Annotated in this window: 18 protein-coding genes and 1 other RNA gene; 11 read left to right on the top strand and 8 right to left on the bottom strand. The window is 62.9% G+C overall.

Annotation, left to right across the window (positions count from 1 at the left end; genetic code table 11):
• Nucleotides 1-29: 29 nt before the first annotated feature.
• From H3H45_RS10600 to H3H45_RS10610, 3 genes are all read right to left on the bottom strand, one after another.
• On the bottom strand, nt 30-338 hold the full coding sequence (locus H3H45_RS10600; protein ID WP_182833687.1) for a TRL-like family protein: 309 nt from the start codon (nt 336-338) through the stop codon (nt 30-32).
• 172 nt (nt 339-510) lie between these two features.
• Entirely contained in the window at nt 511-789 is a 279-nt protein-coding gene (locus H3H45_RS10605; RefSeq protein ID WP_182833688.1) for an HU family DNA-binding protein, read from the bottom strand.
• 108 nt (nt 790-897) lie between these two features.
• Nucleotides 898-1,518, bottom strand: coding sequence for a hypothetical protein (locus H3H45_RS10610; RefSeq protein WP_182833689.1), 621 nt, complete (start codon nt 1,516-1,518; stop codon nt 898-900).
• A gap of 149 nt (nt 1,519-1,667) precedes the next feature.
• On the opposite strand from H3H45_RS10610, the gene H3H45_RS10615 reads away from it, so the two are divergent.
• From H3H45_RS10615 to recR, 5 genes are all read left to right on the top strand, one after another.
• A complete protein-coding gene (locus H3H45_RS10615) occupies nt 1,668-3,302 on the top strand; it encodes a methyl-accepting chemotaxis protein (protein WP_182833690.1) in 1,635 nt (544 codons plus the stop codon).
• A gap of 116 nt (nt 3,303-3,418) precedes the next feature.
• Nucleotides 3,419-3,515: signal recognition particle sRNA small type (gene ffs / locus H3H45_RS10620), an RNA gene on the top strand.
• Nucleotides 3,516-3,743: 228 nt separating this feature from the next.
• Nucleotides 3,744-5,837 carry a DNA polymerase III subunit gamma/tau gene (gene dnaX / locus H3H45_RS10625; protein WP_182833691.1) on the top strand — a complete coding sequence of 698 codons (2,094 nt, stop codon included), beginning with the start codon at nt 3,744-3,746 and terminating at the stop codon, nt 5,835-5,837.
• 10 nt (nt 5,838-5,847) lie between these two features.
• Entirely contained in the window at nt 5,848-6,174 is a 327-nt protein-coding gene (locus tag H3H45_RS10630) for a YbaB/EbfC family nucleoid-associated protein (protein ID WP_160489699.1), read from the top strand.
• Between the two features lie 170 nt (nt 6,175-6,344).
• Complete coding sequence (recR, locus tag H3H45_RS10635) at nt 6,345-6,944, top strand: recombination mediator RecR (protein ID WP_182833692.1); 600 nt, start codon at nt 6,345-6,347, stop codon at nt 6,942-6,944.
• 5 nt (nt 6,945-6,949) lie between these two features.
• Here recR and H3H45_RS10640 read toward each other — a convergent pair whose 3' ends face one another.
• Nucleotides 6,950-7,411, bottom strand: coding sequence for a GNAT family N-acetyltransferase (locus H3H45_RS10640; RefSeq protein ID WP_328822306.1), 462 nt, complete (start codon nt 7,409-7,411; stop codon nt 6,950-6,952).
• 26 nt (nt 7,412-7,437) lie between these two features.
• Nucleotides 7,438-7,878 (bottom strand): rhodanese-like domain-containing protein, encoded by a 441-nt coding sequence (locus tag H3H45_RS10645; RefSeq protein ID WP_182833694.1) that lies wholly within the window; start codon nt 7,876-7,878, stop codon nt 7,438-7,440.
• 94 nt (nt 7,879-7,972) lie between these two features.
• Between H3H45_RS10645 and ftrA the strand changes: the two genes are divergently transcribed.
• From ftrA to H3H45_RS10665, 4 genes are all read left to right on the top strand, one after another.
• Nucleotides 7,973-8,965 carry a transcriptional regulator FtrA gene (gene ftrA, locus H3H45_RS10650; RefSeq protein WP_182833695.1) on the top strand — a complete coding sequence of 331 codons (993 nt, stop codon included), beginning with the start codon at nt 7,973-7,975 and terminating at the stop codon, nt 8,963-8,965.
• Nucleotides 8,966-9,018: 53 nt separating this feature from the next.
• Nucleotides 9,019-10,167, top strand: a complete 1,149-nt coding sequence (locus tag H3H45_RS10655) for an acyl-CoA dehydrogenase family protein (protein WP_182833696.1) — start codon at nt 9,019-9,021, stop codon at nt 10,165-10,167.
• A gap of 271 nt (nt 10,168-10,438) precedes the next feature.
• Nucleotides 10,439-11,623 (top strand): alpha/beta hydrolase, encoded by a 1,185-nt coding sequence (locus H3H45_RS10660; RefSeq protein WP_182833697.1) that lies wholly within the window; start codon nt 10,439-10,441, stop codon nt 11,621-11,623.
• A gap of 43 nt (nt 11,624-11,666) precedes the next feature.
• Nucleotides 11,667-12,269, top strand: a complete 603-nt coding sequence (locus H3H45_RS10665) for an MliC family protein (protein WP_182833698.1) — start codon at nt 11,667-11,669, stop codon at nt 12,267-12,269.
• A gap of 83 nt (nt 12,270-12,352) precedes the next feature.
• Here H3H45_RS10665 and H3H45_RS10670 read toward each other — a convergent pair whose 3' ends face one another.
• Nucleotides 12,353-14,368, bottom strand: a complete 2,016-nt coding sequence (locus H3H45_RS10670; RefSeq protein WP_182833699.1) for a peptidase U32 family protein — start codon at nt 14,366-14,368, stop codon at nt 12,353-12,355.
• Nucleotides 14,369-14,591: 223 nt separating this feature from the next.
• Between H3H45_RS10670 and H3H45_RS10675 the strand changes: the two genes are divergently transcribed.
• Nucleotides 14,592-14,930: an FKBP-type peptidyl-prolyl cis-trans isomerase gene (locus tag H3H45_RS10675; protein ID WP_182833700.1), complete on the top strand. Its 339-nt coding sequence runs from the start codon at nt 14,592-14,594 to the stop codon at nt 14,928-14,930.
• 37 nt (nt 14,931-14,967) lie between these two features.
• Here H3H45_RS10675 and H3H45_RS10680 read toward each other — a convergent pair whose 3' ends face one another.
• Together H3H45_RS10680 and fnr are read right to left on the bottom strand one after the other, a co-directional pair.
• Nucleotides 14,968-15,516 (bottom strand): adenine phosphoribosyltransferase, encoded by a 549-nt coding sequence (locus tag H3H45_RS10680; RefSeq protein ID WP_182833701.1) that lies wholly within the window; start codon nt 15,514-15,516, stop codon nt 14,968-14,970.
• A 33-nt stretch (nt 15,517-15,549) separates the two neighbouring features.
• Nucleotides 15,550-16,284: a fumarate/nitrate reduction transcriptional regulator Fnr gene (gene fnr, locus H3H45_RS10685; RefSeq protein ID WP_182833702.1), complete on the bottom strand. Its 735-nt coding sequence runs from the start codon at nt 16,282-16,284 to the stop codon at nt 15,550-15,552.
• A 141-nt stretch (nt 16,285-16,425) separates the two neighbouring features.
• On the opposite strand from fnr, the gene H3H45_RS10690 reads away from it, so the two are divergent.
• Entirely contained in the window at nt 16,426-16,875 is a 450-nt protein-coding gene (locus H3H45_RS10690; protein ID WP_182833703.1) for a hypothetical protein, read from the top strand.
• Nucleotides 16,876-16,914 lie beyond the last annotated feature (39 nt).

The raw sequence follows: 16,914 nt of genomic DNA on the forward strand, positions 1-16,914 counted from the left end.
CCGGGGCAAGCCCGGGGTCGCGGTACTGCTTAGCTACCGGTGACGGTCACGCAGGTCTTACCGAAGAACGGGTAGAAACCTTTGGTGTGGTAGTCGGCAGAGGCAACGCTGGAGATGCTGCCATTGGCCTTGGCGGCTTCAATGGAGGCGTCACCCTTGTTGATCAGACCGATGATGGTGGTAGCGCAGGAAGTACCCTGCTTGCTGCCTTGAGCGGTGGTGGCGGTGATCGGGCCTTTGACGTCAGTGATCAGGCCAACACCGACTGGCGACAGGCCAGTGGCGCAACCGCTCAACAGGGTGGCGAGTGCAGCGGCAGTAACAATCTTCTTCAACATGCTGTGATTTCCTTGTTCTTAACTATCCATGGGGCCTCGCCGTGCTGGACGAGGTGCAGATGACGTTAAAGGAGCATTGGACCTTGGTGCAACTCGCGTTGATGGTTCTTGAACCTGGATCAACTTCCTGACCTGTTCTACAGCAATGCAGGCGCGCAGGCAGGCTGGCGATTTAGTTGAGCGCGTCGGTCAGGGCCTTGGCCGGTACCAGTTTGACCACCTTCTTGGCGGCGATTTCGATGGCCTTGCCAGTTTGCGGGTTGCGCCCGGTACGCGCAGGGCGTTCGCTGACTTTCAGTTTGCCGATGCCTGGCAGAGTGATTTCGCCGTCGTTCTCCAGGGCGTCGGCAACGATCTCCCCGAGTTGTTCGAGCAGGGCGCGGACATCGCTCTTCTGCAGGTCGATGGCTTCGGCGAGGTCGGAAATCAGCTGGTCTTTGGTGATGGCCATGAGGCGCTCCATGCAACAGGGGAAAGGGGCCCGCGGGGCGGGTGATTCGGCTGGCACGCTACCACAACGCGCTGTGGTTTCGGCATCGCTGCCAAGGCTTAGGGGCGGTTAGTTGATCAGTATGCGTGGCTCATCATGCAGGCAGATGCTCAGTTGCTGGCCGCTCTGTCTGTCGAAGGCACAGTAGGGCAGGCTATGTATCTGCGCCTGCTGCGCCACCAGCAACAGGACGCACAGGCAGAGTAATGCGAGCGCTCCTGCCAACAACCAGCGTAACCAGCCTGGGCTCCGCTGTCGGCGTCTGGGCAGCAGCAGAGGCAGCAGGGCTATACCGCAGAACAGGGCGAAACTACTCAGTTCATCCTGCGTCGGCGAATAGAGCAGATTGCCGCTCGGGTCGCTTGGAAATGTTGCCCAGCGATACAGCGCTACAGCGCCAAGCAACAGAAAAGTCAGGGCCCAGAGCATGCGTGCGCCGCTCATGCCGAGCAGCCAGGCCGAGCCCAATGCCAGCAGTGCCGGCAATAGCAGGAGCACTGCACTTGCACTGCCCAGGCCGCCGAGCAGGGTGCCGCTGGTTTCACGGATCTGCAGCAGATAAAGCCCACTGGCGAGCGCCAGGGCGGTACTGCTTAGCAGGCAGAACAGACTGATACCGAGCCAGAGTCTGTGGCTCGCGAGGGTGTCAGTGGCCTGGCTTTGGCCCGAGGGATGGATGGAAATGCGCATACAAGTTCTTTTGCGTACCTGGCATACAGGCTAACAGGTGGCTGCCGGCGCATCATCTGTAGCGGCGAGTGGGCTCGGAGCACGGGTCAGGAAAATGACTATGCTTACCGACATAACTACAAACTGCTCATAAGCTGTGGAGTCTTGTCATGTTTCGTCTATTCGCCGATCTTGGATTCCGCTGGAAGATTGCCCTGCCGATTTTTCTGCTCGCCGTGCTGCTGGTGCTCATGGGCATTCTGGGTATGCAGGGCATCAGCCAGGTGACCGACTCCAGTACCCGCCTGACCAACCGTTACCTGCCCGCCATCAGCCTGTTGTTGAATGCTGATCGCGATCTGTACCAGGCTTTTGTCGCCGAGCGCAGTTTGCTCGACGAGGGTGCCAGCGACCATGCCGAGGCGCTCAAGGCAGCCCATGCCGAGAATGCCCAGCAAGCCTATGAACGCGTGCACAAGTTCGCCGAGATGCAGCCGAGCCCTGAAGCGCTCAAGCTGGTAGCGGACTTTGATCGGGGTTTCGCCCAGTGGAAGGCCACCTCCAGTCGCGTGCTGGAGTTGGCGGGCAGTGATCCTGCCGCCGCCTCTCTGCTGAGTTATGGCGACAGCGAGGCGCAGTTCGAAGCTATCCGCGACCCGATCGACAAGCTCGGTGAGCTGGAAGACACCGCCGCCAATGCCGAAGGCACCGCAGCCATCGCCCTGGGCGAAAAACGCAGCTGGCAGCAAGGCGGGATCATCGCCATCGGCCTGTTGATCTGCGCTGTGCTGGTGGTGGGCTTCCCGATTCTGGTGACCCGCCCACTGCACAACCTGCTGCACCGCATCGAGCAGATCGCCGATGGTGATGGTGACCTGCGCGTGCGTCTGGATGTGCTGTCGCGTGACGAACTGGGCAAGCTCAGCCATGCCTTCAACCGCTTCCTCGACAAGCTGCAGCCGCTGATCAAGGAGGTCGGTCGGGTTACCGGTGAGGTGGCCGACTCGGCAGAGTCCCTGGCCGGTATGGCGGCGGCCAATGATCGCCTGATCAGCAGCGAACATGCCGCGGTGGATCAGGTCAGCACCGCAGCGACCGAAATGAGCAGCGCGGTACACGAGGTGGCGCGTAATGCGCAGAATGCCGCGGATGCGGCGCGCAGTGCCGAAAGTCAGTCGCGTGACGGGGCGCAGGTAGTCGGCGCGACTATCCATGCCATCCGCCAGTTGGCCCAGGAAGTGGAAAGCGCTTCGGCGACCATCCAGACCCTGGAGCAGGAGACCGCCAACATCGGCGCCGTGCTGGCGGTGATCAAGGGCATCGCCGAACAGACTAACCTGCTGGCGCTGAATGCCGCCATCGAGGCCGCGCGTGCCGGTGAGCAAGGTCGCGGTTTCGCCGTGGTCGCCGACGAAGTACGTGCCTTGGCGGCGCGCACCCAGGATTCGACCAAGGACATCCAGCAGATGATCGAGCGCCTGCAGACAGGCGTGCAGAATGCGGTCAAGGCCATGCACTCGGGCAGCGAGAAGGCCCGTGACAGTGTCGAGCGTGCGGCTGGGGTGGATGGTGCGTTGTCGGCCACCGGTGACTCGGTGGCGCGGATCAATGACATGGCGGCACAGATCGCCACCGCCTGCGAGGAGCAGAGTGCGGTGACCGAAGAGATCGCGCGCAATATCAGCGATATCCGCGACCTGTCCAACGAGGCGGCACAAACGTCCGAACAGAGTACCCAGGCCAGTGCGCGACTGTCCGAACTGTCCCACGGCCTGGAGCAGCTGGTGGGGCGCTTCCGCGTCTGACCTGGCGGCGGCTGTTTGCCTGTTCGCTAAGCTAAGTGCTTGAAGCGGTTGTAAGTTTGTTTCTAACCAGTACAATGGCGCGGCCCGTCGTCTGACGGGCTTCGTTATGGTGGTCCCATCGGTCCCCTCGCAACGATTACCCGTTAACCTGGTCAGGTCCGGAAGGAAGCAGCCACAGCGGGAACATCGTGTGCCGGGGTGTGGCTGGTGGGGCCGCCTCCATAACCCGCCTTGGGTTAGTCGTTTCTCCTCCCTATCTCAACTCTCTTGCTGGCTAGCCCTGCGTGCTGTGGCTGGGCAAACGTCTTGTCCTTGGCGCAGAAAGTCGCTTTGACTGCTGCGCATGGCTCTTGCCGACAGAGCAATCCGCCAGCGCGGATGCAATTTACCCGGTGCTCCGCTAGGATTAGCCCCTCGGTTACCCAGACGCGACGGTTTTCAATGAGTTATCAGGTTCTTGCACGTAAATGGCGTCCGCGCTCGTTCCGCGAAATGGTCGGCCAGACCCATGTGCTCAAGGCCCTGATCAATGCCCTGGACAGCCAGCGCCTGCACCATGCGTACCTGTTCACCGGCACCCGCGGGGTCGGCAAGACCACCATCGCGCGGATCATCGCCAAGTGCCTGAACTGCGAAACCGGTATCAGCTCCACCCCATGCGGACAGTGCTCGGTATGCCGCGAGATCGACGAGGGCCGCTTTGTCGACCTGATCGAAGTCGACGCCGCCAGCCGCACCAAGGTCGAAGACACCCGTGAACTGCTGGAAAACGTGCAATACGCACCCAGCCGCGGGCGCTACAAGGTCTACCTGATCGACGAAGTGCACATGCTCTCCACGCACTCGTTCAACGCGCTGCTCAAGACCCTCGAAGAGCCGCCACCCCACGTCAAATTCCTGCTCGCCACCACCGACCCGCAGAAACTACCGGTCACCATCCTCTCGCGCTGCCTGCAGTTCTCCCTGAAGAACATGCCGCCGGAGCGGGTGGTCGAGCACCTGACTCACGTCCTGACCGCCGAGAGCGTGCCGTTCGAGGACGACGCCCTGTGGCTGCTCGGCCGCGCCGCCGATGGTTCGATGCGCGATGCCATGAGCCTGACCGACCAGGCCATCGCCTTTGGCGAAGGTAAGGTGCTGGCCGCTGATGTGCGTTCCATGCTCGGCACCCTCGACCACGGTCAGGTGTATGGCGTGTTGCATGCGCTGCTGGAAGGCGATGCCCGAGCTTTGCTCGAAGCGGTGCGTCATCTGGCCGAGCAAGGCCCGGATTGGGGCGGCGTGCTTTCCGAGATGCTCAACGTGCTGCACCGTGTGGCTGTGGCTCAGGCCCTGCCGGAAGCGGTGGACAATGGCCAGGGCGACCGTGACAAGGTGCTGGCGCTGGCCCAGGCGCTGCCGGCTGAGGATGTGCAGTTCTATTACCAGATGGGCCTGATCGGCCGCCGCGACCTGCCGCTAGCGCCGGACCCGCGCAGCGGTTTCGAGATGGTGCTGCTGCGCATGTTGGCGTTCCGTCCCGCGGATGCCGACGGAGCACCACGCTCACCTTTGAAGGAGTTACCGTCAAAGGATCTGGGAATCAGCAAGGCCACAGCTGATTCCACACACAACCCAGTGGCCGGCGCAGCCATTGCTGCCCAGCCGGCTCCTATCGTTGCCCCTGTTGCCGCGCAGCCAGCCGCTGCAGTGCTGCCAGCGCCCGTGGCTGCCGCGCCGGCGCCTGTTGCCGCGGCCGTTGCGCCAGTGGTTGTCGAGGAACAAGCCAGCTCGCCGGTCAGCGTGCCCAGCGTGGTTGCAGCAGCGCCAGTGATCGATCTGCCCTGGGAAGAGAAACCGACCGAGCCAGTCGCGCCAGCGGCTGAGGCGGCCGTCGAGCCGCTGGCACCGCCGGTTGTCACGGAACCTGTAAGCGAGCCTGAGCCAGTTCCCGCAGCAGTAGCTCCGGAACCTGCGCCGGCAGCCGCGCTGGCGGAACCAGTAGCGCCAGTCGCTGCAGTCGTTGACGAGGGCGATGACGATGAGCCGCCTCCTGGTGATTACGACTATGCCGAAGTCGATGGTGACAGCCTCGACTACAACTTCGATGTGTCGGCAGCCGAACCTGTCGCTGAGCCAGAACCCTTGCCAGCGGCCCAGCCGGCCACCGGCCTGGCTGCCGAGTGGCTGGATCTGTTCCCGCGTCTGGGCCTGTCCGGTATGACGGGCAGCATCGGCGCCAACTGCACCCTGATCGAAACCAATGGCGATGACTGGTTGCTGCACCTGGACCCGGGCCACAGTGCCCTGTTCAATGCCACCCAGCAGCGTCGCCTCAACGATGCACTGAACCAGCATCTCGGGCGTAGTATCAACCTGCGCATCGAGTTGATCCTGCCCGAGCAGGAAACCCCGGCCCAGGCGGCTTCGCGCAAGCGCGCCGAACGCCAGCGCCAGGCGGAGCAGTCGATCCACGATGACCCGCTGGTGCAGCAGATGATTCAACAGTTCGCCGCGGTGATCCGCGCCGACTCCATCGAACCTGTGAACAATTAAGGAGTTCACCATGATGAAAGGTGGCATGGCAGGCCTGATGAAACAGGCTCAGCAGATGCAAGAAAAAATGGCCAAGATGCAGGAAGAGTTGGCCAACGCCGAAGTCACCGGCCAGTCCGGCGCCGGCCTGGTCAGCGTGGTGATGACCGGTCGCCATGACGTCAAGCGCATCACCCTGGACGACAGCCTGATGCAGGAAGACAAGGAAGTGCTCGAAGACCTGATCGCCGCAGCCGTCAACGACGCTGTGCGCAAGGTCGAGCAGAACAGCCAGGACAAGATGTCCGGCATGACCGCAGGTATGCAGCTGCCCCCCGGTTTCAAAATGCCTTTCTAAACCGGGGCGTCCAGCCGCAGCACATAGCGGCGTTGCGATTCGGTCCGGGCATGCTCATTTACGGCAAGTAAACTCCGCTGCCCGGACCGAATCGCGCCTTGCTCTGCACAGCGTCTGATCACCCCTCGCTCCGTGCCTACCATTCAAAGCCATCTCCTACGGTATTCCTCATGAGCTTCAGCCCGCTGATTCGCCAACTGGTCGACGCCCTGCGCATCCTGCCCGGAGTGGGGCAGAAGACGGCTCAGCGTATGGCGCTGCAGATGCTTGAGCGCGATCGCAGTGGCGGCATGCGCCTGGCTCAGGCATTGACTGCGGCGATGGAAGGGGTGGGGCATTGCTCGCGCTGCCGTACCCTGAGCGAGGATGAGCTGTGCCCGCAGTGTGCCGACCCGCGCCGCGATGATTCGCTGCTGTGCGTGGTGGAAGGGCCGCTGGATGTGTTTGCGGTGGAGCAGACCGGCTACCGCGGCCGCTACTTCGTGCTCAAGGGGCACCTGTCGCCGCTCGATGGCCTGGGCCCGGAAGCCATTGGTATCCCCGAGCTGCTCGCACGGGTGGCTGCCGGTAACTTCGCCGAGCTGATTCTCGCCACCAACCCGACGGTGGAGGGCGAGGCCACGGCCCATTACATCGCGCAGATGCTCCACGGCAAGGGCATCATCCTGTCGCGCATCGCTCATGGCGTGCCGCTGGGTGGCGAGCTGGAACTGGTGGACGGTGGCACCCTGGCGCATGCCTTCGCCGGGCGCCGGCCAATCGCTGACTGAGCGAGTTATCCAGGTAGCTGCCCGGCCAATTGCGCCAGGGCTGGCTCTGCCATTTCATAGGCCAGCCACTTGCTCACCGGGCGTCCGCCGAGGCACTGGTAGAAGCGTTCCGCACGGCTGTTGCCGACCAATACATCCCACTTCATGCGCCCTGCGCCCTGGTCTATAGCCCAGCTCGCCACGCCGGCCAGCAGCTGCCTGCCCAGTCCCTGCGCGCGCTGTTCAGGTTGCAGATACAGCTCCTTGAGCAGGCAGGTTGGACGCAGATCGTAGGTGAAGGGGATCAGCAACGCCACGGCATAGCCACACGGCACACCGGCGCTCTCGGCGACAAACACCTGGCACTGCGCGCTGGGGCCAAAGGCCCGTTCACACAGCGCCTGGGCATCAACAGCGAAGTCCGTCAGGTAATCCTCGAATGCCGCCAGCTCGCGCATGAGTACCAGCAACGCGGGAATGTCTGTCACCTGCGCTGCTCGTACTCTGGCCTGATTCAGCATGCGCAGCGGATGCCCGGCTGGCTGTTGGCCGTTTGCTCGCCGCGGGCGCCGACCAGGCTCAGGCCTTCGTCAAGCCAGCCGGTGACGCCACCGAGCATTTCCTTCACCGCATAACCCAGGCTGGCCAGGCGCACGGCGGCGCGGTGCACGCCATTGCAGTGCGGGCCGGCGCAGTAAACGACGAACAGGGTGTCGCGCGGGTAGCGTGCCATGTACTCGCGCTCCATCAGCCGGTGCGGGATGTTGATGGCGCCTGGCACATGGCCGCTGGCATAGGCCGCCTCGCCGCGCACATCGACCAATACATAGTCGACATCGCCGTCCTGCTGGCTGGCATGTACGTCCGAGCAGTCGGTCTCGAAGCTCAGGCGCTGGCTGAAGTGCATCAGAGCGATGGCGGAAGAGGCGGCGGGGTGTTGGCTGATCAGGCTCATGTGAGGCTCCGGTCGGTGGGTGTGGCGCCACTGTATCCAGACGCCAATCTTGGCTACAGTGGCGGTTCAGACAGTGATAGGAAAAAATCCGCCAATGCGCAACGACCCCGGCCTGGTGGCCATCCTTGCCTACGATGGCCTCTGTACCTTCGAGTTCGGCATTGCCGTGGAAGTGTTCGGCCTGGCCCGCCCGGAGTTCGACTTCCCCTGGTACCGCCACTGCATCGTCGGCCTGGACCAAGGGCCGATGCGTGCTATGGGCGGCATCCAGGTGCTGGCGGACGCTGGCCTGGAGGCTCTGGCCGAAGCCCGTACCATCATCATCCCCGGTTGGCGCGACCGTGCCGAATTGCCACCCGCCGAACTGCTTGAGGCCTTGCGCGCAGCTCATGAGCGCGGCGCGCGCCTGCTGTCGATCTGTTCCGGGGTGTTCGTGCTGGCGGCCAGCGGCCTGCTCGATGGCCAGCGCGCCACCACCCACTGGCGTTATACCGATGAGCTGGTGCGGCGCTATCCGGCCATCGAGGTGGACCCGCAGGTGCTCTACGTGGATGCCGGCCAACTGATCAGCTCGGCGGGCAGCGCGGCCGGTATCGATGCCTGTCTGCACCTGGTGGCGCGGGATTTCGGCAGCCAGGTGGCCAATCGCGTGGCGCAGCGTCTGGTGATGGCTCCGCAGCGTGCCGGCGGCCAAGCCCAGTTCATTCCCGCGCCGGTGGCTCAGGCCGTGCGCCATGACTTGTCCGGTCTGCTGGAGTGGGTGCGTCAGCATTTGTCCGAACCGCTGGAAATCAGCCAGTTGGCCAAGCGGGTGGCGATGAGCGAGCGCACCTTTCTGCGCCGTTTCAGCGATGCCACCGGCATGTCACCCAAGGCCTGGTTGCAGCACGAGCGCCTGGCGCGAGCCCGTGCGTTGCTTGAGGGCGGGGGGCAGAGCGTCGAGCGGATTGCCGAGCAATGCGGCTTTCGCACGGTGGAGGGCTTTCGCATCGCTTTCCGCAATAGTGTCGGTCTGCCGCCCAGTGCCTATCGCGAGCGCTTCGGTGCGACCGGTATGGCTCAGGAGACGGCTGAAATCTCATCTTGAAAACCAAGCAAGCGCTCGGTTAAGGTCACTGCATCCTTATCCGGAGCTTGCCCATGTCTGCCTTTCAGGAATACTTCGACGAATCCCATCAGCTGGTGCGCGACTCGGTGCGCCGTTTCGTCGAGCGCGAGATACTGCCGCATGTGGCGGACTGGGAGGAGGCCGAGGAGTTTCCCCGCGAGCTGTACCGCAAGGCCGGTGCTGCTGGCATCCTCGGTATCGGTTATCCGGAGCAGTTCGGCGGCAGTCACGAGGGCGACCTGTTTGCCAAGGTGGCGGCCAGCGAAGAGTTGATGCGCTGCGGCTCCGGCGGCCTAGTGGCCGGCCTCGGTTCACTGGATATCGGCCTGCCGCCGGTACTCAAGTGGGCCCGCCCGGAAGTGCGCGAGCGCGTGGTGCCGCAGGTGCTGGCCGGCGAGAAGATCATGGCCCTGGCGGTGACCGAACCTTCGGGCGGCTCCGACGTGGCCAGCCTGAAAACTCGCGCGGTGAAAGAGGGCGACTTCTACCGCGTCACCGGCAGCAAGACCTTCATCACCAGCGGCGTGCGCGCCGACTATTACACCGTGGCGGTGCGTACCGGCGGCGAAGGATTCGGCGGCGTCAGCCTGTTGCTGATCGAGAAGGGGACGCCAGGCTTCACCGTCGGTCGTTCGCTGAAGAAGATGGGCTGGTGGGCATCCGATACCGCCGAGCTGTTCTTCGACGACTGCAAGGTGCCGGTGGGCAACCTGATTGGTGCCGAGAACATGGGCTTTGCCGGGATCATGGCCAACTTCCAGAGCGAGCGCCTGTCGCTGGCGATCATGGCCAACATGACCTCACAGCTGGCCCTGGAGGAAGCGTTGAAGTGGGCTAATGACCGGCATGCTTTCGGCAAACCGATCGGCAAGTTTCAGGTGCTCAAGCATCGCCTGGCAGAGATGGCTACCCAGTTGGAAGTGTCGCGCGAGTTCACCTATCGCCAGGCCGCCAAGATGGCGGCTGGCAAAAGCGTGATCAAGGAAATCTCCATGGCCAAAAACTTCGCCACCGACGTCTCCGACCGCATCACCTACGACGCGACACAGTTGCTTGGCGGCATGGGCTTCATGCGCGAGTCGCTGGTCGAGCGCCTGTACCGCGACAACCGCATCCTCTCCATCGGCGGCGGCACGCGCGAAGTGATGAACGAGATCATCAGCAAGCAGATGGGGCTGTAGCCGCCTGCTTGAACAGGCGTTTTTGGCCCGCGCCATCAGTGCTAACGGCCACCGTTGCATGTGGCCGTGTCCGGTTGATGGTTTGGCTGTTGTGACCGGGGCACGGCTGGTGAGGTCGTTTGATATAGGGTAATAAGAGGCGAGTGGCGGCGAGCATCCGAGCGCCGCGCTTTCTGAGTGCCAGCCATTGACGCACGCCATCCGCACCATTCTGACTTCTAGTTTGGCTCTGTTGCTTGCGGCCTGTAACAGTCCGCCACCGCTGGTGCTGATGAACACCCCGGTTATCTATCACCAGGCTGCGGTCGATCCATTTGCGCACCTGGATGACGTCGAGCGGGTGCCCACCGTAGAGTTGTTCTATGCGACCAACCGTGAGCGGCAGGGCGTGGCCTATGGCAATACTTTCAGCTCGGCGCTGCATTTGGGAAGGGCTGAGGTGCGGCTGGGCGATCATCAGGACAGCTGGCCGGAGCTACGCGAGGCATCGCTCAGTGAAACGCGCGAGCGAGAACTACCGCTGAGCCTGGTCGAGGCTCGGCAAGTGGCCGCACTGGCTGTGCAGAACCCTATTGGGGTGCCCCTGGATCCACAGGTTCAAGCCTATGTGGACGCTATCAACCTGGAGCTGGCCAAGGCGCGTGACAAGGAAATCATCATCTATGTACATGGTGCCAAGGTCGACTTCGCCAACTCCGCGTCCCTGACCGGCGAGCTGGTGCACTTTGCCGGGCGCGATTTCGTGGGCCTGGCCTTCGCCTGGCCGTCGCACCAGAACATCATGAGTTATCTGCTGGGCGTCGATGTCGAACGCGCCCGTCAATCCAGTCAGGCGCTGGCGCAGCTGATCGAACTGCTGGCCCGGCATACGGCGGCCGAGCGTATCAACCTGATTGCCTACAGCGCGGGTGGACGCGTGGCATCCTTGGCCTTGCAAACCTTTCAGGCCCGTCATCCCGATCTGACCACTGCCCAGCTGCAGGAACGCTACCGAATCGGTGCTGTGGTGTTTGCCGCCGCCGATGTGCCGGAAGAGCTGTTCGAGCATCGCCTGCCGGCCATCAGCCGGGTGGCAGAGCAGGTGCTGATCACCGTTTCCGACCAGGATGATGCCCTCGACTACGCCCACCATCTGATGCCGGGCGGGCCGCGTATTGGCAGTAGCAAGGCAGAGCAGCGCCTGCGCCAGTTCACCCGTGATCGTTACCTGGGCAATGTCACCCTGCTGGATGTATCCGGTAACCAGATGGCCCGAGGCTTCGATATCGTCGGTCACCACTATTGGTACCGGCATCCCTGGGTCAGCAGCGATGTGATCCTGCTGATGCGTACCAACCTGCAGCCGGAGCAACGTGCGCTCAGCGCCAGTGAACATCCGGCGGTGTGGTACATGCAGCCGGGCTACCCTGAAGCCGTGCGCGCGGCTACCCGTAGGGTGATGAATGGGCAGTGGTAGCGCAGCCCCCTATTACACGCACTGAACATTTCAAGGAGGTTTCATGATCCATTGCAGACATGCACTTCTGTCGGCACTGGCCGCGCTGCCGCTGATATCCCAGGCGGCCCTCACGCCGACATTCGATTGCAGCAAGGTGGCAACCGGCAGCATTGAGGCCCTGATCTGTCAGAACACTGATCTGGCCGAGCTAGATCAGTCCATGGCCACGGTCTATCAGCAGGCAAGCGCCAAGGCGACCAATGAGCACCCTCCGGTGCTCAAAGCCGAGCAGCGAGGCTGGATCAAGGGGCGTGATGACTGCTGGAAGAGTGATGACCAGGTGCTGTGTGTAAGAGACAGCTATCGCCAGCGCATTGCTGAATTGCAGGCTCGCTATGCCCTGGTCGAGGGCAGCGGGCCGGTGGTCTACGCCTGTGATGGGGTACCAAGCAAGGAGGTGATTGCCACCTTTTATCCGACCGAGCCGGCCACGGTTGTGGTCGAATTCGCGGACAGCGTGTCGCTGATGTACCAGCAGCCTGCTGCTAGCGGCAGCAAATACCAGGGACGCAACGAGTCCCTGTGGGAGCATCAGGGTGAGGCCACGGTGGTCTGGGGCTATGAGGCGACGCCCATGCAATGCAAGGTACGCGCACAACCCTGACCAGCTGAATAGCCAAACGCCCTGGCTGGCTGAGTGGGCTTGGCCCAGTCGGTCAGTTTATGGCTGCGCGCTGGGGCTGGTGATCAGTGGCTACCAGCCGGCTTGCGCTTGATGGTCTTGAGCAGGTCGTCCGGGCTGATGTAGCCGACCATGCCGCCTGAGCTGGCCGCGCTGCCCGGTTGCGGCTGGTGCAGGATGTGGCCCTTCATCTTGCCGATGATGTGCATCTCGCACGGCTTGCAGTCGAACTTCAGAGTCAGCACTTCGTCCTGGTGGATCAGCTGCATGTCCGCCACCTTGGTGCGCACGCCGGTGACGCCCTTGGCCTGCTTGGGGCACAGGTTGAAGGAGAAGCGCAGGCAGTGCTTGGTGATCATCACTGGCACCTCGCCGCTTTCCTCGTGGGCCTCGTAAGCCGCATCGATCAGCTGCACGCCGAAACGCTGGTAGAAAGCGCGGGCCTTGTCGTTGTAGACGTTGGCGAGGAAGGTCAGGTGTGACTCCGGGTACACCGGCGGCGGCACGCTGACGGCCTTGCGGCTGCCGCGTGGATGCGCGGCCACGCGCGCAGCGCTCAGCGCCTCGATGGCCTCGCGACGCAGAGCCTTGAGTTGCGAGTTGGGGATGAACAAGGCTTGCGGCGCGTCGATCTGCACGTCGCTGACGTAATAGATGGTGGTGCCCAGCTTGCTCAGGGTGTCGGCCAGTTGTGCGCGTGCCTGTTCCGCATCCTTGGCTGGGCCGAACGGGCCCGGCAGGCTGACACTGGCGCTGCTGCCGTCTTCGCTGGTCACCATCAGGCGCAGTTCGGCTTCGCGTAGCTCGACTTGCCAGCTGACCGCCACGCGGCGCTCGGACGAGGTCTTGAGCAGCGCCTGCTGCCAGTTGTGGTCGAGGTTGCGGTTGAGCACGTGGTGCGGGCGCAGCTGCTTGAGCTCGGCCGGCATCTCGTTGGGTACCACGCGGTACTGCCACTGCGTGCTGCCTTCTTCTTCGACCTGGGCCAGCTGCTCCACGGTGTTGGCGCGGAAACCCACCACCTCACGCTTGATCAGCACGTTGAGGCCGTCGCCATTGTTAAGCAGTTCAGTGGTCTGCACGGTGAGGTCGTGCTTGCCGACCTTGAGCACTTCGCCCACCGGCAGGCCGACGAACTTGGGCGACTCGAAGGCGCCGATGTCGATCTTGCGGTCGGTGACGAAGTAGTCGGTGCTGCCACGGTGGAAGGTCTTTTCCGTGTCCGGGGTGAAGAAGTGCTCGGTGCGGCCGCTGGAGCTGCGCGCCAGCTCGGGGCGCTGGGTGAGGATGGCGTCGAGTTCCTGGCGGTAATGAGCCGTGATGTTCTTCACGTAGCTCATGTCCTTGTAGCGGCCCTCGATCTTGAACGAGCGCACGCCGGCATCGACCAGGTGGATCAGGTTGGCGGTCTGGTTGTTGTCCTTCATCGACAGCAGGTGCTTGTCGTAGGCGACCACGCGGCCCTGGTCATCCTTCAGGGTGTAGGGCAGGCGGCAGGCCTGCGAGCAGTCGCCACGGTTGGCGCTGCGCCCGGTCTGCGCGTGGGAGATGTTGCACTGGCCGGAGAAGGCCACGCACAGCGCACCGTGGATGAAAAACTCGACGGCAGCATCGACGCTGTCGCTGATCGCGCGGATCTGCTCCAGGTTCAGCTCACGCGCCAGGACGATCTGCGAGAAGCCGGCCTGGGAGAGAAACTTGGCCTTGTCCAGGGTGCGGATATCGCACTGGGTACTGGCATGTAGCTCGATCGGCGGGATGTCCATTTCCATCACGCCCATGTCCTGCACGATCAGCGCATCCACGCCGGCGTCGTAGAGCTGATGGATCAACTGGCGCGCCGGCTCGACTTCGTCGTCATGCAGAATGGTGTTGATGGTGACGAAGACCTTGGCATGGAACAGGTGGGCGAATTCCACCAGGCCGGCAATGTCTGCCACGCTGTTGCTGGCGTTGTGCCGCGCCCCGAAGCTCGGCCCGCCGATATACACGGCATCGGCGCCATGCAGGATGGCTTCCTTGGCGATGGCGGCATCGCGCGCCGGGCTTAACAGTTCGAGCTGGTGCTTGGGCAGGGACATGGTTTCAGGCTTCGACAGGATGATCGGTAGACAGCCGGGCATTTTAGCCTGAAAGCGCAGGCTTTCTGTCTTTGCCTGCCAAGTGGTGTGCAGTTATTAGCCTGAAACGCAGTTTATAGGCTGGCGAAGTTGCTGTGCGTCGCTTGCCAGTTCGGCAGAATCCTGCGAAAAGCCTGCGCGGGCCGCCGAGGTAGGTTGCCGATTGATCGAACGAGAGTGAGCGATGAGCAACGAATTGCAGGTTGAAGATATCCAGCTGGGCGACGGTAAGACCGTGGTCAAGGGCGCCCTGATCACCACCCAGTACCGCGGATGGCTGGAGGATGGTAGCTCCTTCGACTCATCCTACGAGCGCGGCAAGCCGTTCCAGTGCGTGATCGGTACGCGCCGGGTGATTCAAGGTTGGGATCAAGGGCTGATGGGCATGCGTGTGGGCGGCAAGCGCAAGCTGTGGGTGCCGGCGCACCTGGGCTATGGCGAACGCCAGGTGGGTTCGATTCCGCCGAATTCCAACCTGATCTTCGAGATCGAGTTGCTGGAAGTGCTGACCCGCGACGATTGATTGCCGCATGCGGCCACTGCGCCGCGTGCGGTGGAACTCAGCGCTCGTTGAGGGCGAAAGCGGTCAGGCAGAAAGTGGGAATGCCACTGTCGTTGAGCTTCTGCGAACCGCCCAGTTCGGGCAGGTCGATGATCGCGGCGGCTTCGTGCACCGTGGCGCCCATGCGCCGGACCAGGCGGGCGGCGGCGAGCAGGGTGCCGCCGGTGGCGATCAGGTCATCGAAGATCAGTACCGAATCGCCTTCACACAGGCTGTCGGCATGCACTTCCAGCAGCGCCTCGCCGTATTCGGTCTGGTAGCTTTCAGCGAGTACATCAGCAGGCAACTTGCCCTGCTTACGGAACAGGATCAGCGGCTTGTTCAGTTCGTAGGCAATGATCGAGCCGATCAGAAAACCGCGGGCATCCATGGCGGCGATGTGGCTGAAGTCGCTCTCCACATAACGCTGGATGAAGCTGTCGGCGACCAGGCGCAGGGCTCGCGGAGACTGGAACAGCGGGGTGATATCGCGAAATACCACGCCCGGCTTGGGGAAGTCGGGTACGGGGCGAATCAGGGACTTGATGCTGAATTCGTCGAACATCATCGCGGTACTCCAGGCGCTATGGGCAGCGAATTATCAGCGATCCATGTTGCCGCCGGCCAGTGCACACAGCTCGATCGGGTCGAGAATGTGGACTTCCTTGCCTTCCGCGGCGAGCAGACCGTTCTGCTGGAAACGGGTGAATACGCGAGACACGGTTTCCACCGCCAGGCCCAGGTAGTTACCCACCTCGTTGCGCGACATGGCCAGGCGGAACTGGTTGGCGGAAAAACCACGGGCACGGAAGCGCGCGGACAGGTTGACCAGGAAGGTGGCGATGCGTTCGTCAGCGGTCTTTTTCGACAGCAGCATCATCATTTGCTGGTCGTCACGGATTTCCCGGCTCATCACCCGCATCAGCTGGCGACGCAGCTGGGGCAGTTGGACGGACAGCTCGTCCAGGCGTTCGAAGGGAATCTCGCAGACCGAGGTGGTTTCCAGGGCCTGGGCCGAAACCGGGTAGAACTCGGTATCCATGCCGGAGAGGCCTACCAGCTCACTGGGCAAATGGAAGCCGGTGATCTGTTCTTCACCGCCGTCCGAGAGGCTGAAGGTCTTCAGCGCGCCGCTGCGCACGGCGAACACAGAACCGAACGGGTCGCCCTGGCGAAAAAGAAATTCGCCTTTCTTCAGCGGTCGCCCACGTTTGACGATTTCGTCCAGGGAGTCCATGTCCTCGAGATTGAGCGACAGCGGCAGGCACAGCGTTGCCAGGCTGCAATCCTTGCAATGGGCCTGATGCGGCGTGTGAACCTTGATGGATTCGGACATCTCGGAGATCCCTGCTGACTTAACACCCATAAAGCGCAAGGGTAACGCAGGGGCGGGTGGGCTGGCCAGTCCTTGACTGGATGTTCAAGTTTTTCGGCAGTCCGCCGACAAGGCCGTTGAGTACAGCTGCAGGGCAAGTTCATGTTACGGATTGATGTGGGTGGCCTGACGGAGCGCCTGAGCCTGGGCATCCAGCGCCAGGTGGCCCGGGAACGTGGTGAAACGCCTAGCGCGGAGGCAATCACCGATGGCTTGCGCGTGAGCCTTTCGGAGCTTGGGCAGGTGCGCTCTAGCGCGAAGAACGAGGATATCGACGAGAGCAACCTGCCGGACAGCCTCAAGGAGCTGCTCAGGCTGATCCGTGCGCTGAAGCAGCAGATCGCCGAGAAGAAGGCCGAGCTGGAGGCGCTGATGGCCGAGCCAGGGCTGAATCCCGAGGCTCGCCAGTTGCGCGTCGAGGCGCTGCGCAGCGAGCTGGCTTCCTTGCAAGGGGCGCTCAGCAGCGCCAGTGCCAATTTGCTCAAGGCCATGCGCGAAGCCGGCTTGAGTGACGAGCAGATGCAGGCGGCGGCCGGACTGGCGCTGGGGTGAGTGTTCTAGAAGCGGATATGCCGGTGGTAGCCCGGATGC

The sequence above is a fragment of the Aquipseudomonas guryensis genome (genome assembly GCF_014164785.1).
Classification (GTDB): domain Bacteria; phylum Pseudomonadota; class Gammaproteobacteria; order Pseudomonadales; family Pseudomonadaceae; genus Aquipseudomonas; species Aquipseudomonas guryensis.